Annotated in this window: 13 protein-coding genes and 1 pseudogene; 13 read left to right on the forward strand and 1 reads right to left on the reverse strand. The window is 60.3% G+C overall.

From position 1 onward, the window contains the following. The 7 genes and pseudogenes from Q0K43_RS07010 to rsfS all read left to right on the forward strand — a co-directional run. Positions 1-261: pseudogene (locus tag Q0K43_RS07010) on the forward strand (signal recognition particle-docking protein FtsY); the annotation flags it as partial. Positions 262-275: 14 nt separating this feature from the next. Next, on the forward strand, positions 276-992 hold the full coding sequence (gene rph, locus Q0K43_RS07015; RefSeq protein WP_297289845.1) for a ribonuclease PH: 717 nt from the start codon (positions 276-278) through the stop codon (positions 990-992). Between the two features lie 4 nt (positions 993-996). Further along, positions 997-1,596: an XTP/dITP diphosphatase gene (locus Q0K43_RS07020; RefSeq protein ID WP_297289846.1), complete on the forward strand. Its 600-nt coding sequence runs from the start codon at positions 997-999 to the stop codon at positions 1,594-1,596. Beyond that, positions 1,580-1,903: a ribosome assembly RNA-binding protein YhbY gene (gene yhbY, locus Q0K43_RS07025; RefSeq protein WP_297289847.1), complete on the forward strand. Its 324-nt coding sequence runs from the start codon at positions 1,580-1,582 to the stop codon at positions 1,901-1,903. Before Q0K43_RS07020 ends, yhbY begins: the two co-directional genes overlap by 17 nt. Positions 1,904-1,921: 18 nt before the next feature. After that, entirely contained in the window at positions 1,922-3,130 is a 1,209-nt protein-coding gene (gene nadD / locus Q0K43_RS07030) for a nicotinate (nicotinamide) nucleotide adenylyltransferase (protein WP_297289848.1), read from the forward strand. Between the two features lies 1 nt (position 3,131). Further along, a complete protein-coding gene (locus Q0K43_RS07035) occupies positions 3,132-4,631 on the forward strand; it encodes an LCP family protein (protein ID WP_297289849.1) in 1,500 nt (499 codons plus the stop codon). Between the two features lie 12 nt (positions 4,632-4,643). Next, on the forward strand, positions 4,644-5,006 hold the full coding sequence (gene rsfS, locus Q0K43_RS07040) for a ribosome silencing factor (protein ID WP_087187683.1): 363 nt from the start codon (positions 4,644-4,646) through the stop codon (positions 5,004-5,006). Between the two features lie 40 nt (positions 5,007-5,046). On the opposite strand, the gene Q0K43_RS07045 is transcribed toward rsfS, so the two are convergent. Next, positions 5,047-6,216, reverse strand: coding sequence for a tRNA(Met) cytidine acetate ligase (locus tag Q0K43_RS07045; protein WP_297289850.1), 1,170 nt, complete (start codon positions 6,214-6,216; stop codon positions 5,047-5,049). A 173-nt stretch (positions 6,217-6,389) separates the two neighbouring features. On the opposite strand from Q0K43_RS07045, the gene Q0K43_RS07050 reads away from it, so the two are divergent. The 6 genes from Q0K43_RS07050 (at position 6,390) to Q0K43_RS07075 (ending at position 14,080) form a co-directional block, all read left to right on the forward strand. Next, positions 6,390-7,586, forward strand: coding sequence for an acetate/propionate family kinase (locus tag Q0K43_RS07050; protein ID WP_297289851.1), 1,197 nt, complete (start codon positions 6,390-6,392; stop codon positions 7,584-7,586). 221 nt (positions 7,587-7,807) lie between these two features. Next, on the forward strand, positions 7,808-8,434 hold the full coding sequence (locus tag Q0K43_RS07055) for a TetR/AcrR family transcriptional regulator (protein ID WP_297289852.1): 627 nt from the start codon (positions 7,808-7,810) through the stop codon (positions 8,432-8,434). 16 nt (positions 8,435-8,450) lie between these two features. Continuing rightward, positions 8,451-10,115, forward strand: a complete 1,665-nt coding sequence (locus Q0K43_RS07060; RefSeq protein WP_297289853.1) for an efflux RND transporter periplasmic adaptor subunit — start codon at positions 8,451-8,453, stop codon at positions 10,113-10,115. Between the two features lie 3 nt (positions 10,116-10,118). Beyond that, the gene (locus Q0K43_RS07065; RefSeq protein ID WP_297289854.1) at positions 10,119-10,874 is read left to right on the forward strand and encodes an ABC transporter ATP-binding protein; all 756 of its coding nucleotides are present in this window, start codon (positions 10,119-10,121) and stop codon (positions 10,872-10,874) included. Continuing rightward, positions 10,871-12,103 carry an ABC transporter permease gene (locus Q0K43_RS07070; RefSeq protein ID WP_297289855.1) on the forward strand — a complete coding sequence of 411 codons (1,233 nt, stop codon included), beginning with the start codon at positions 10,871-10,873 and terminating at the stop codon, positions 12,101-12,103. The genes Q0K43_RS07065 and Q0K43_RS07070 overlap by 4 nt, the downstream gene beginning before the upstream one ends. Before the next feature lie 87 nt (positions 12,104-12,190). Continuing rightward, positions 12,191-14,080 (forward strand): S-layer homology domain-containing protein, encoded by a 1,890-nt coding sequence (locus Q0K43_RS07075; protein ID WP_297289856.1) that lies wholly within the window; start codon positions 12,191-12,193, stop codon positions 14,078-14,080. Positions 14,081-14,264: the final 184 nt, after the last annotated feature.

Below are 14,264 nucleotides of genomic sequence, written 5' to 3' on the forward strand. Positions count from 1 at the left end.
CTGCCCGGCTGCGACCGGGAGACCCTGCTGGTGCTGGACGCCACCACCGGCCAGAACGGCCTGATCCAGGCCAAGCAGTTCAAGGAGACCGCCGGCATCACCGGTATCGTCCTCACCAAGCTGGACGGTTCCGCCAAGGGCGGCATTGTCATCGCCATTGCCCAGGAACTCCAGGTGCCGGTAAAGTATATCGGCGTGGGCGAGGGCATCGACGACCTGATGCCCTTTGAGGCGGAAGCCTTTGTGGAAGCTCTGATTTGATGGAGGTTATAACAATGGCCAGAATTGACGGACGGGCCAACGACCAACTTCGGCCCATTGAGATCATTCCCAACTTCAACAAATTTGCTGAGGGCTCCTGCCTCATCCGCTGCGGCAACACCCAGGTGCTGTGCTGCGCCAGCGTGGAGGAGCGCACCCCGCCCCACGTCCCCGAGGGGGAGGGCTGGGTCACCGCCGAGTACTCCATGCTGCCCCGGGCCAACCGGGAGCGATCCAAGCGGGACATTGCCAAGTTAAAGCTGTCCCCCCGCTCCGCGGAGATCCAGCGGCTGGTAGGCCGCTCTCTCCGGGCCTGTGTGGACATGAAGAAGCTGGGGGAGCGCACCATCACCGTGGACTGCGATGTACTCCAGGGTGACGGCGGTACCCGTACCGCCAGCGTAACCGGCGGCTTTGTAGCCCTGAGCCTGGCCCTGTACAAGCTGGTGCAGGAGGGTGTGCTGGAGAGCATGCCCCTCAAGACCTGCGTGGCCGCCATTTCCGCCGGCATCGTGGACGACCAGCTGCTGCTGGATCTGTGCTATGAGGAGGATTCCTCCGCCCAGGTGGACCTGAACTGCGTCATGACCGGGGAAGGGGAACTGGTGGAACTCCAGGGCACCGGCGAGGGCCGGACCTTCACCATCGCCGAGCAGCAGGCTCTGGTGGAGCTGTGCGCCAAGGGAATCCGGGAAGTGCAGGCCATCCAGAAGGCCGCTCTGGGAGGTTAAGCGTATGAAAATGGTATTGGCCAGCAAGAACGCTCACAAGCTGGTGGAGATGAAGGACATCCTCTCCCAGCTGGGGGTGGAAGTGGTGCTGGAGTCCGACGTGGGCGTGGACGTGGATGTGGAGGAGACAGGCACTACCTTTGAGGAGAATGCCTATCTGAAGGCCCACGCGGTGTGTGAGGCCTCCGGCCTGCCCGCCATTGCCGATGACTCCGGCCTGTGCGTGGACGCCCTCAACGGCGCCCCCGGCGTGTACTCCGCCCGCTACGGCGGCCCCGAACTGGACGACGTGGGCCGGTACAGACTGCTGCTGGAGAACCTGCGGGGCCAGCTGGACCGGCGGGGGAAATTCGTTTCCTGCATCTGCTGCTGTTTCCCCAACGGGGACAAGGTGGAGGCCAGGGGGGAATGCCCCGGCACCATCGCCTACGCCCCCAAGGGTGAGGGCGGATTCGGCTATGATCCGGTGTTTTTTATTCCAGGGCTGAAAAAGACCTTTGCGGAGCTGACCGCCCAGGAGAAGAACGCCATCTCGCACCGGGGCAACGCCCTGAAACAATTTAAGACAGAATTGGAGAACTATCTGAATGGACTTGACAAGTAAACAGCGGGCCCAGCTGCGGGGCCTGGCCAACAACATTGACACCATCCTCCATGTGGGCAAGGACGGCATCGGCGACAACCTGGTGAAGCAGGCCGACGATGCCCTGGAGGCCAGAGAGTTGATCAAGGGCAAAGTGCTGGAAAACTCTTTGCTCACCAGCCGGGAGGCGGCGGAGGAGCTGGCGCAAAAGACCCGCAGCGAAGTGGTGCAGGTCATCGGAACAAAATTTGTGCTGTATCGTCCAACCCACAGGAAGGACAAGAAGGACAAGATCGTGCTGGTGTCGGACAAGAAGCGCAGACAGTAATGAAAAGGGGGCATGGTCATGAAGCTGGGCATTTATGGCGGTACCTTCAATCCACCCCATTTGGGGCATCTGACTTCAGCCCGGGCGGCGCTTGACATTCTGGAACTGGATCGCTTGCAGTTTGTCCCGGCGGCAACGCCGCCCCACAAGACGCTGCCTGCCGGCAGCCCCACGCCTCAGCAGCGGCTGGACATGGTGGAGCTGGCGGCGGACAGCCTGCTGCTGCCCGACAGGATCGGGGCCAGCGATCTGGAACTTTCCCGCCCCGGCAAGAGCTATACCGCCGATACCCTGGAGCAGCTCCATGCCCGGTACCCGGACGCGGAACTGTGGCTGATGATGGGTACCGATATGTTCCTCACCCTGCACAACTGGCGGGAACCGGAGTGTATCACCCGCCTGGCAGGGGTGTGTACCTTTGCCCGCACCCAGAGCGACAGCGGGGAGGCCCTGCAAATTCAGGCGGAGTATCTGCAAAAGACCTTTGGGGCCAAAACCTGCGTACTCCAGCTGCCCCAAATCGTGGACGTGTCCTCCACCCAGCTGCGCCAGATGCTGGAGCGGGGGGAGGGGCAGGAGTACCTGCCTCCGGCGGTGTATGGATACATCATCCGTCACGGACTCTACGGCGTTCACTATGATCTCAAGCGACTACCCGACCGGGAACTGCGGGCCTGTGCCTGCTCTATGATCCGGGCCAAGCGGATCGCCCACATCAGAGGTACGGAAGAGGAGGCGGTGCGCCTGGCCCACCGCTGGGGCGCCGATGAAGAAAAGGCCCGCCGGGCGGGTATCCTTCATGACATCACCAAGTATCTGGAGATGGACGAACAGTTGCAATTGTGCCGCAAATATGGTATCGTACTGGATGATTTGGAACAGCGTGCAGTCAAACTGCTCCATTCCAAAACCGGGGCGTGTGTGGCCCGGGACGTGTATGGAGTGAGCGACGATATCTACAGCGCCATTTTCTGGCACACCACCGGCAAGGCGGACATGACCCTGCTGGAAAAGATCCTCTATATTGCCGACTATATGGAGCCCACCCGGGATTTCCCCGGCGTGGAACGTCTGCGGAAGCTGGCCTATGAGGATCTGGACCAGGCTGTGCTGGCGGGGTGTGAGATGAGCATCCAGGAGATGGCGGACCGGGGCCTGCCGGTCCACAGCAATACGCTGCAGGCCAGGGATTGGCTGAGGAGCAAATCCAGCAGAAAGGAACCTTGAGATGAACCCGGAAGAGAAAAAGAACAGCCGCGGCGGCGCCCGGCTCGCGAAAGAGCAAAAGCCGCCCAAAGCCCCCAGGCAGAAAAAGCCCAAGCCCCAGCGCACCCCCAAGGAAAAGGTGCTGCGCATTTTATTTATCGTATTGACAGTCATCGCTACGTTGATCGTAGTTTTGTTCGTCGCATATAAACTTCTGGTGGTCAAGCCGGAGATCCCCAACGTGGAGCCTCCGGAAGCCGAGGCCTCTGCCGGAATGGAGATGACGGGGCCCAAACTGTACGGCGACCGGAAGGAGGAGTTCTACACCTTCCTGGTGGTGGGACGGGACACCGGCGGCGGCGGCAACACCGACACCATTATGGTCATGTCCTACGACATCCCCAACCAGAAACTGAACGTGCTGAACCTGCCCCGGGATACGATGGTCAACGTACCCTGGGATGTAAAGAAGATCAATTCCGTCTATAACTGGGCCGCCAACTATGACCGGGACGGCATCGACTATCTGAAGGAGGAGATCTCCTATCTGATCGGCTTCCAGCCCGACTTCACTATGGTGGTGGAATGGGAGGCCGTGGGCGAGCTGGTGGACGCCATCGGGCCGGTGTGGTTTGACGTGCCCTACGATATGAACTATGACGACGGCAGCCAGGATCTCTACATCCACCTGGAGGCCGGATACCAGGAGATCGACGGCGACAAGGCCATGCAGCTGCTGCGCTGGCGGAAGAACAACAAGGTGGTAAACGGCAGGATCGTGGCCTACGGCGGCTATCCCACCGGCGACCTGGGGCGCATCCAGACCCAGCAGGAGTTCCTGAAAGCGGTCATTGAGACCTGCCTGCAAAATCTGACCATCGACAAGATCCCCGCCCTGGCTCAGATTTTCTTCAATAATGTGGATACCCGGGATACCCTGACGGTGAACAATCTGGCCTGGTTTGCCCAGGAGGCCATTCTGGGCGGGCTGAGCATGGACAATGTCAACTTTATGACCCTGCCCTGCGAGGGCGTTTATGTCTATAGCCGGACCGTGGGCAACAAGCAGTCCTATGTGACCCCCATCCAGGATCAGACCCTGGAGATGATCAACACCTACTTCAACCCCTATCTGGAGGATATCCGGCTGGATCAGCTGGATCTGATGAGCGTCAATGACGACGGCTCGCTGTCCTCTACCAGAGGTTATGTGGAGGACACCTACGCTGCCCGGCCTCAGAACGGCGGCTCCAGCAGTTCCGGCAGCTCCAGCACCAGTACCTCCACCCCCAAACCCAGCGACACGCCGGAGCCGGAGGTGACCTCCACCCCCAAGCCCAGTAATACGCCAGTGGCCAGTACCCAGCCTTCCACCACCCCGTCGCCAACGCCCAGCCCGGCGGCCAGCGCCCAGCCCTCGGCGACCCCCTCGCCTACCCCAACTCCGGCTCCTACGCCGGCAGCCACACCCGCTCCTGAATCGACACCGGAGATCGGTCCGGGTATGGAGCCTGTGGAATAAAGGAGAGATGTTATGTTAACACCTAAAGAAATTGCCCTGCTGGCCGCCAAAGCGTTGGACAGCAAGAAGGGCCTGGATATCAAGGTGCTGGAGACCGGTCATCTGACCACTCTGGCCGACTATTTCGTGTTGTGTTCCGCCACCTCCACCACACAGATCAAGGCTCTGGCCGATGTGTGTGAGAAGGAACTGAAGGAGGCCGGGGAGCCTCCCCACCATGTGGAGGGACACCGGGGCGGCATCTGGATTCTGCTGGATTTCTCCTCGGTGGTGGTCCACATCTTTAATGAGGAGGCCAGAGAGTTTTACGATCTGGAGCGCCTGTGGAGCGACGCCACCCCTGTGGATCTGTCCGGTGTACTCACCGAAAACTGAAACCATAAAAAAGTGTCGCGGCATCTGCCGCGACACTTTTTTATGCTCTGATGACCGGGCTGGAGGTCCACTCCAGGCCGCAGGGGTTGGGGGTGGAAAAGCACAGACCGTACAGGTCGGTGTACCTGGCCTCCGCCTCAAAAAGCTGTCGTGCCGTGTCGGTGAGGGCTTTGGCCTGGGCGGGCTTGGTGATGATGGGCAGGGAACAGACCTCTTTCATCTCCCTGAGCAGCGTCTGCCCCCTGCCGGTACAGCCCAGCACCCGGAGATAGGGGGGCAGGGGCGGGCGGCCAGAAGCGGAGATGCCCAGAAAGGCGGACAGAGCCAGACGCCGCAACCGGGCGTGGGTGTACCGTTTGGTTTTGGCCAGGGCATAAAATTCCTCCAGGGAGAGGGCCTGCCGGGCGGAGCGGACCAGCCGTTCCGGCAGGCCCTCCGCCCCGCCGCCGTCTGGCAGGGCGGCCCACGCCCCGGCGTCCATGGTGCGCAATTTGGCCAGAATGGCCCGCTCCACATAAGCCAGGGAAGATATCCGGCCTATTTTGTCCAGTGTCCCGGGCCGCACCAGGCGGGCGGCCGTCTCTTCCTGCCCACTGCGCAGCAGCTGCCGGATCCGGGTGGCGGAGGCGAAGCCATCCACTGCCTGACTTCCGTTATGGGCCGCCCCCCGGCGGGGCACCGTTACAACCTCCATAGCGGCGTTCAGATGGCGAAGGGCCCGCAGGTACTCCACACCCAGGTTGTTGTTGGGGGTGGACAGGCAGGACGCATTTGCCGCCTCCTGTCGGGCGGCAGGGAAGGAGAGACCCCTGTCCAGGGCGGAGCGCAGCTTGGCAGGGTAGTCCGGGGCGTCCAGAGCCTCCGCAGCCTGGCGCAGTTCATCGGTGCTGCCGCACTCGCTGCCGAAGGAGAGGGTATCCACTACCCCGGTGGCAGCCAGAATCGATACCGCTCCCCGGGCAAAGGTTTCCGCCGAAGCCATGGCCCAGGGGGTGGGCAGCTCCAGCACCAGGTCGGCGCCCCCCTCCAGAGCCAGGGCGGACCGGGTCCATTTATCTGTAACAGCGCAATCGGCGCCCTGAACCCAGTGGCCGCTCATAACGCACACCACCGGACGGCCCTCACCCAGCAGGCGGCGGGTCTCGGCGATGTGCCAGGCGTGACCCAGATGAAATGGATTGTACTCGGCAACGATGCCTGCGGCAGTCATGGCTTTTCCTCCAGAACGGCAGTAAAATTTTTCTCCCTTTCAGTCAAAATGTGGGTTGTCCTTTGTGAAAAAAAGGGATACAATAAATTTGATATGTGCTTCTGTTATTGTACTACGGGAATGCCCGGCACTCAAGCCGCAGTTTATCAGGAAATGTAAGGAGAGATGGAACCATGAAAGTTCTGGTTATCAACGCTGGCAGTTCTTCCCTCAAGTATCAGCTCATGGACCCCGCCACCCGCGAGGTGCTGGCCAAGGGCCTGTGTGAGCGTATCGGCATCGATGGTCGTCTGACCCACAAGATCCCCGCCAAGGATGCCAAGTATGAGTTTGAGATCCCCATGCCCACCCATGCCGAGGCCATCCAGTCCGTGCTGGATGCCCTGCTCTCCAGCGAGCATGGCGTCATCAAGAGTGCCTCCGAGATCGACGCGGTGGGTCACCGTGTGGTTCACGGCGGCGAGAAGTTTGCCTCTTCCGTGCTGATCACCGACGAGGTTATGGCCGCGCTGGAGGAGTGCATCCCCCTGGCCCCCCTTCATAACCCCGCAAACATCACCGGTATCCAGGCCTGCCAGAAGGTCATGCCCGGTGTGCCCATGGTGGCTGTGTTTGATACCGCCTTCCATCAGACCATGCCCGCCAAGAGCTATATTTATGCCCTGCCCTACGAGTACTATGAGAAGGACAAAGTTCGCCGCTACGGCTTCCACGGCACCTCCCACCGCTATGTGTCTGCCCGGGCCGCCGCTATGCTGGGCAAGCCCATCGAGGAGCTGAAGATCATCACCTGCCACCTGGGCAACGGCTCCTCCGTGGCCGCTGTGGATTGCGGCAAGAGCGTGGATACTTCTATGGGCTTCACCCCTCTGGCCGGTCTGCCTATGGGTACCCGCTCCGGTGATCTGGACGCCGGCATTCTGGAGTATCTGATGAACAAGTACGGCTGGGACATGAAGGAAATGATGAACGTCCTCAATAAGAAGTCCGGCGTGCTGGGCATCTCCGGCGTGTCCTCCGACTTCCGCGATATTGAGAATGCCGCCAACGAGGGTAACCAGCAGGCCGCCCTGGCTCTGGAGGCCTTCCAGTACGGGGTGAAGAAGCTCATTGGCGCCTATGCCGCCGCCATGGGCGGGGTGGACGCCATCGTGTTTACCGCCGGCGTGGGCGAGAACGATGCCAACACCCGTATGGGCGCCGCTTCCGGCCTGGAGTTCATGGGCGTGAAGATGGACGCCGAGGCCAACAAGGTCCGGGGCAAGGAGACTGTGATCTCCGCCGCCGACTCCAAGGTGAAGGTTCTGCTGATCCCCACCGACGAGGAACTCATGATCGCCATGGATACCGCTGCCATTGTAAATCAGTAATATCATCTGTGTTCCGGGGGCGCTGCAAAGCAGTGCCCCCGTTTTTCTTTGTGGCTTTAGAGAAATTTTATTCTTTTTTTATGGAATCATTGGGGTGGGACTGCTATGCTGAGAGTTGCCCGGTGTGCAAACAATGTGTGAATTGTGGGAGACGCCGGTTGACATGTGACAGGTTGTCGTATTAAGATTATGACAGTTTGTCAGCTCAGGAGGGATAGGATATGCCCAGCGATACGTTTTATCGCCTTCCGGCGGAGAAGCGGGAGCGGCTGCTGGCGGCAGCCCGGGAGGAATTTGCCCGGGTGCCTTATGAGGATGCTTCCATCAACCGGATGATCCGGGAGGCGGGCATTCCCAGAGGCAGCTTCTATATGTATTTTACCGATAAGGAGGACCTGTTCCGCTATCTAATGGAATCCTACGGACAGCGGCTGGTGGAACAGGTGGAGGAACGGTTGGACCGGGTCGGCGGCGATTTGTTTCAGGCGGTTTTAGATTTGTTCGACTATTTGCAGGCCAACCGGATCAACGATGACTTCCGGGAAATGGCGGCCATCCTCCGCCGCAATCAGCGTCTCCAGCCGGGGCTGATGCTGAATCGGCAGGGCCCCTGTGCCATTGTGGAGCGTCTGCGGGACAAGATTGACATATCCCGGCTGGATCTGCGCAGCGAGACCGACCTGCCCGATCTGTTTCATCTGCTCATCTCCGCAGTGGCGGGGACTATGCTGACGGCAGAGCAGGATGGGGGCGTGGAGCAGGCCAGAGCCAGACTGGTTCGTATTTTGGGCATCTTACAGCGGGGTGCGCTGGTGAAAGAACCTGCATCCAGCGCGGTATGTATGTAGAAAAGGAGAAACGATCATGGAAGCAACCCAGGTAAAAACGGAAACCACAGCGGCACCGGGCCAGGAGCAGAAGAAGCTCCCGGAGTTCAAGGCGCCCAAAAAGAAGCGCAAGTGGGTCAAGCGGGTGATCGTTCTGGCGGTGATCGCGGGCATCATCCTCTTTCTGTTCTCCCGCTGCATGGGTGCGGGCAGGCAGATCATCAGCAGCGCCTATCTGCCCTACACGGCCACCATGCAGAATATGACGGTATCGGTATCAGGCTCCGGTACCATCGAGCCCATCCAATCTTACAAGGTGACCACCCTGGTCAGCGGCGAGATCCTGGAAGCCCCCTTTGAAGAGGGACAGACGGTACATAAGGGCGACGTGCTGTTCCGCATTGACGCCAAAGACATAGAGAGCAATATCGAGCAGCTCCAGCTGAACGTCCGCTCGGCCCAGCTGGCCCTGGACGATCTGCTTGAGACCCAGAGTGACAACCAGAAGGACCGGAACATCACCGCCAAGGACGCCGGCGTCATCACTGAACTGCATGTGGAGCAGGGGGACACTGTTACAGTGGGTACTGTGATCGCCGACGTACTGGATCGGGATCATATGAAGCTGAAGGTTCCCTTCCACGCGGCGGACGCCGCCGGCTTCTATGTGGGGCAGGCCGCCACGGTAACGGTGAACGGTACCGGCTCCACCCTGACCGGCACAGTGGACGAGATCGCAGCCACCGACGAGGTGGGAGCGGGCGGCACCCTGGTGCGGCAGGTGACCATTCAGGTCAATAACCCGGGTGTGCTGTCTGAGACCAGCCAGGGTACCGCTTCCATTGGCGGCGCGGCCTGCGCGGCAAGCTCCAACTTTACCTATGCCGCTTCCGCACAGATCACAGCCAAAGCCTCCGGCGAGCTGGATGTACTCAACGTGAAGGAGGGGGACCGGGTCAGCGTGGGCCAGGTCATCGGCGTGATCGCCGAAGCGGATCTGGACACCCAGATCGAAAACGCCCGGATCGCCCTGGAAAACGCCCAGCTCTCCCTGAAAAACGCCCAGGAGAAGCTGGACGACTACACCATCACTTCCACCATTGACGGCCAGGTGATTGAAAAGAACCTGGATGTGGGGGACAACATCAACGGTATGGCCAGTTCGGGCGCCACGGTGACCTATCCCGCCATTATCTACGACCGCTCCCAGCTTACCTTTGAGATGGACATTGACGAGCAGGACATCAGCCAGATCCAGGTGGGGCAGAAGGTGGAGATCACCGCCGATGCCCTGGATGGTCAGAGCTTTACCGGCGTAGTGGATAAGATCAACATCAACGGCACCACCACCAGCGGACACACCAGCTACCCGGTGACCGTCCTGGTGGACGGCTCTCCTGAGCAGCTGTATCCCGGTATGAATGTCTCCGCCAAGATCATCGTGGAGGAGGTGGGCAGCGTGCTTGCCCTGCCGGTGGAGGCCGTGGAGCGGGGGAATACCGTTCTGGTAGCCAAAGACGGGTGCCTGGATGAAACAGGAAAGGTAGTGGATATCACCGCCGCCCAGGAGCGACAGGTCACCCTGGGCCGCAACGATGAAAACTACATTGAGATCGTGGACGGTCTGGAGGAGGGGGAAGTGGTGCTGGCCCCCAGTCCTCAGGGGTCCAGTATGATGGAAGCTATGATGGGGATGGGTTAAGCCATGGGACACCTCATTGAACTGAAAGATGTCTACAAGATCTACCAGATGGGGGAGGAGAGCGTCCATGCCCTGGACGGCATCTCCCTAACGGTGGATCAGGGGGAATTTGTGGCCATTGTGGGCCAGTCCGGCTCGGGCAAGTCCACCGCCATGAATATCATCGGCTGCCTGGATGTGCCCACCTCCGGCACCTATCACCTGGGCGGCGTGGATGTATCCACAATGGACGACGACCAGCAGGCCGAGATCCGCAATAAAATGCTGGGGTTTATCTTCCAGCAATATAACCTGATTCCCAAGCTCAACGTGCTGGAAAACGTGGAGCTGCCCCTGCTGTATGCCGGTGTGCCCGGCGGTGAGCGGAGGGAGCGGGCCCTCCAGGCGTTGGAGCGGGTAGGGCTGGCGGACAAACGGAAAAATCTGCCCAGTCAGCTCTCCGGCGGCCAGCAGCAGCGGGTCTCCATCGCCCGGGCCCTGGCAGGGAATCCCTCGGTGATCCTGGCCGACGAACCCACCGGCGCCCTGGACTCCCGTACCGGCCGGGAAGTGCTGGCCTTTCTCCAGAAGCTCAACGCCGAGGGAGACACGGTAGTCCTTATCACCCACGACAACTCCATCGCCGTCAAGGCCAAGCGGATCGTGCGCCTTCAGGACGGCAGGATCATCTATGACGGGGATTCCCGCGACCCCAGAGCCGTGGTCCAGCCCGAGCTGGAAGAGGAACATGACGGGACCAGGGAGGTGCTGAATCTATGAAGATGGGGCAATCCTTCCGGCTGGCCATCAAGAGCCTGATGACCAGCAAGGTGCGGGCGCTACTCACCATGCTGGGCATCATCATCGGTGTGGCGGCGGTCATCGTCATTGTCTCCCTGGGCAACGGGATGCAGCAGTACATGAACAACCAGTTTGAGCAGATCGGCGTCAATATGATCCAGGTGGGGATCTATTCTTACGGCGGCAACCGCCAGGCCACACCGGAGGACTTTTACGCGCTGGCGGAGAAATATCCCCAGTACATCGATTCGGTCAGCCCGTACCTCAATGCCAATACCGTGGTTCGCCAGGGCGCCCAGGAGTACGAGCGCACCAAGGTCTACGGCGTCAGTGAAACCATGTATAACAGCGAGAAGGGCCAGACGGCTACCGGCGACAAGCTGGAGGCAGGTCGTTTTCTCAGCTATGTGGATGTGGAGCGCAACCAGAAGGTATGCGTCATCGGCAGCTACCTCAATGAGAATATGTTTGCCGGCCAGGGCCTGGGACAGACCTTGACGGTGGGGGGTGTGCCCTATACCGTCATCGGCGTGCTGGCCCAGAAGGCGGACTCCACTGAGGGCAGTGGCGACGACCTGATCTATCTGCCCTACGACCTGGTGGAACAGATCAACGCCACCGGCAGCATGATGGGAATGAGCAGCAATTCCTACCTGGTCACCAGCACCAGCAAGGACACCTCCTCCGCCGCCAAGGGCGTCATTGAGAACATGCTCTTTCGGATCTACGGGGACAGCAGTTCCTATCTGGTCATGACCTCGGCGGAAATGATGGAGATGATGGACTCCATGCTGGGGGTACTCATGACCATTCTGGTGGTGATCGCCGCCATTTCCCTGGTGGTGGGCGGCATTGGCATCATGAATATCATGCTGGTATCGGTGACCGAGCGCACCCGTGAGATCGGTATCCGGAAATCCCTGGGGGCCAAAGGCCGGGATATCCGCAGCCAGTTCATCATTGAGGCGGGCACCACCTCCGCCATCGGCGGGGTGATCGGTATCCTGCTGGGTATCCTGCTGGCCAATGTGTTCACCGCGGTGGCCGGGGCGCTGATGAGCGATGCCGAGGGCTTTGCCGCCATCCCGAATCTCAGCGGCATTCTGGTGTCCTTCGGCGTATCGGTGGGGATCGGCGTTCTGTTCGGCTACCTGCCCGCCAACAAGGCGGCCAAACTCAACCCCATCGACGCCCTGCGGTATGATTGACGCTTGGGGATGAACCTCTTGCCTCCTGCCTTCAGGGGGTATATACTTACGGTAACGAAGGCCTTTTCCGTGGGAAGGAGAAAAAAGATGAAGCACAGAATGTTATCCGCTCTGTTGGCCCTGGTGCTGGTACTGGGAGTGGCCCCCGGGGCGCTGGCCGCCCCTCCGGCGGAGGAGGAGGCCGCCCAGGTGCTGGCCGCCCTGGACATTATGGTGGGAGACGAGAAAGGGGATCTGGCCCTGGATCGCACCATCACCCGGGCTGAGTTTACCAAAATGACGGTGGCCGCCTCCACCAGCCGGGATACGGTGGGGGATACGGTATCTGTCAAGCCCTATCCGGACGTGCCCCAGACCCACTGGGCGGCCCCTTATATCAAAGCCGCAGTGGATCTGGGCCTGGTTCAGGGGGACCTGTACGGCAACTTCAACCCGGACCAGAAAATCACCCTGGCGGAAGGCGTTACCATGGTGCTGCGGCTGCTGGGGTATGCAGACAGCGACTTTACCGGGCTCTGGCCTGCCGGCCAGATGGCCCAGTACCGGGCCCTGGACCTGGATGAGGGGGTAAACTGCGCCCAGAGCGAGAATATGACCCGCCGGGACGCCCTGTATCTGTTCTATAACCTGATGATCACCAAGAACAAGTCGGGGGTGTACCACCTGAACGTGCTGGAACCCACCCTCAATCTGGTGAATGCTGCCGGCGAGCTGGATCGGGTGGCTCTTATCAACTCCGCTATGGAGGGGCCGGTAGTGGCCTCCGCCAACTGGCAGGATGCCCTGCCCTTTCACGCGGCCACCGCCACGGTCTACCGCAACGGCAAGGCGTCCGCGGTGAGCAGCATCCAGACCCAGGATGTACTCTACTGGTCCAAATCCATGCGGACGATATGGGCCTATTCGGACAAGGCCACCGGTACGCTGGAGGCCGTCAGCCCCTCCGCCTCCGCCCCCACCTCCGTGACTGTGGCGGGCAAGACCTACAGCATCGAGACCACCTCCGCTGCTTATGCGCTGTCCGACCTGGGGGACTATCGGGTGGGTGATCAGGTCACCCTGCTGCTGGGCCGCAACGGCGGCGTGGCCGCCCTGGGTGAGGCGCCCGGTGAAGGCGCGCTGATTTACGGTGTGATCACCAAGGTGGAAAATCTGCCCTATGACGACGGAAACAACGGCACCTATACCGCCCGTACGGTAACGGTGGCGGCCACCGACGGCAGCAGCTACCGCTATCAGTGCAGCGAAAAGAGCCTGGAGGAGGGGAACCTGGTTCAGGTTGTCATCGGGAACAGCGAGGTTCAGGTGAAACGGCTGAATCAGGTCAAGCTGACCGGCAAGGTCAGTTCCGATGGTACCAAGCTGGGCAGCTATGTGTTGGCGGATGATGTGCAGATCATTGATACCTACGAGTCCCGCACTCCCATCCGGGTCTATCCCAGCCGGCTGGCGGGGGTGGAACTGACTGGCGGCATGGTGCTTTACTATGCCCTCAACAGCGCCGGGGAGATCAGTCATCTGATCCTGGACGATGTGACCGGTGATCTGCACCAGTATGGCATCATTACCGATGTGAATGAGGTCAATGTGAGCCTGCCCACCGGCGGGTTCCAGATTGCCTCCTCCTACACTTATGAGGTGGGCGGTCAGGAGCTGGTGTTCGGCTCCGACTCCAAGATCTACAATCTGAAAACCGGTCCCTGCCAGGTCAAGATGGACAGTGATACCAATGTGGAGCGCCTGTACAATCTGAATGAGCAGAAGCTGGACAGCGTCAGTGTCAGCGGGAACTTTGCCGTGGGTACTGACCGGCGGCAGTATGCCCTCTCCGAACAGGTAGTGGTCTACGTCTATGATAAGGGCGAGTATTTGCTCTCCAGCCTGTCCAAAGTGACAGAGGGAGACTATACGCTCACCGGCTGGTACGATAAGAGCGAGAGCGCCGGCGGCCGCATCCGTGTGGTGGTAGCACGCTGAGGACTGGAAAAGAAAATCCGTTCCGCAGGCATATTGTGTCTGCGGAACGGATTTTTGCATGTGAAAGACAGAAATTTCCGCCTCCGGTGTATAAGCCCTGCCAAGCCTGTCCAAAATAAGGCTCGGAGGTGCTGAAGAGTATGAAAAAATCATTCTACCACCGTTTCAGCGACTTTATCGAGGG

The organism is uncultured Flavonifractor sp. (assembly GCF_944383115.1).
GTDB lineage: Bacteria > Bacillota > Clostridia > Oscillospirales > Oscillospiraceae > Flavonifractor.

Bases quoted from the DNA above. Each gene is read 5' to 3' on its own strand.
- rph (WP_297289845.1), top strand. From the start codon at position 276: ATGGCCAGAATTGACGGACGGGCCAACGACCAACTTCGGCCCATTGAG.
- Q0K43_RS07020 (WP_297289846.1), top strand. From the start codon at position 997: ATGAAAATGGTATTGGCCAGCAAGAACGCTCACAAGCTGGTGGAGATG.
- yhbY (WP_297289847.1), top strand. From the start codon at position 1,580: ATGGACTTGACAAGTAAACAGCGGGCCCAGCTGCGGGGCCTGGCCAAC.
- nadD (WP_297289848.1), top strand. From the start codon at position 1,922: ATGAAGCTGGGCATTTATGGCGGTACCTTCAATCCACCCCATTTGGGG.
- Q0K43_RS07035 (WP_297289849.1), top strand. From the start codon at position 3,132: ATGAACCCGGAAGAGAAAAAGAACAGCCGCGGCGGCGCCCGGCTCGCG.
- rsfS (WP_087187683.1), top strand. From the start codon at position 4,644: ATGTTAACACCTAAAGAAATTGCCCTGCTGGCCGCCAAAGCGTTGGAC.
- Q0K43_RS07045 (WP_297289850.1), bottom strand. From the start codon at position 6,216: ATGACTGCCGCAGGCATCGTTGCCGAGTACAATCCATTTCATCTGGGT.
- Q0K43_RS07050 (WP_297289851.1), top strand. From the start codon at position 6,390: ATGAAAGTTCTGGTTATCAACGCTGGCAGTTCTTCCCTCAAGTATCAG.
- Q0K43_RS07055 (WP_297289852.1), top strand. From the start codon at position 7,808: ATGCCCAGCGATACGTTTTATCGCCTTCCGGCGGAGAAGCGGGAGCGG.
- Q0K43_RS07060 (WP_297289853.1), top strand. From the start codon at position 8,451: ATGGAAGCAACCCAGGTAAAAACGGAAACCACAGCGGCACCGGGCCAG.
- Q0K43_RS07065 (WP_297289854.1), top strand. From the start codon at position 10,119: ATGGGACACCTCATTGAACTGAAAGATGTCTACAAGATCTACCAGATG.
- Q0K43_RS07070 (WP_297289855.1), top strand. From the start codon at position 10,871: ATGAAGATGGGGCAATCCTTCCGGCTGGCCATCAAGAGCCTGATGACC.
- Q0K43_RS07075 (WP_297289856.1), top strand. From the start codon at position 12,191: ATGAAGCACAGAATGTTATCCGCTCTGTTGGCCCTGGTGCTGGTACTG.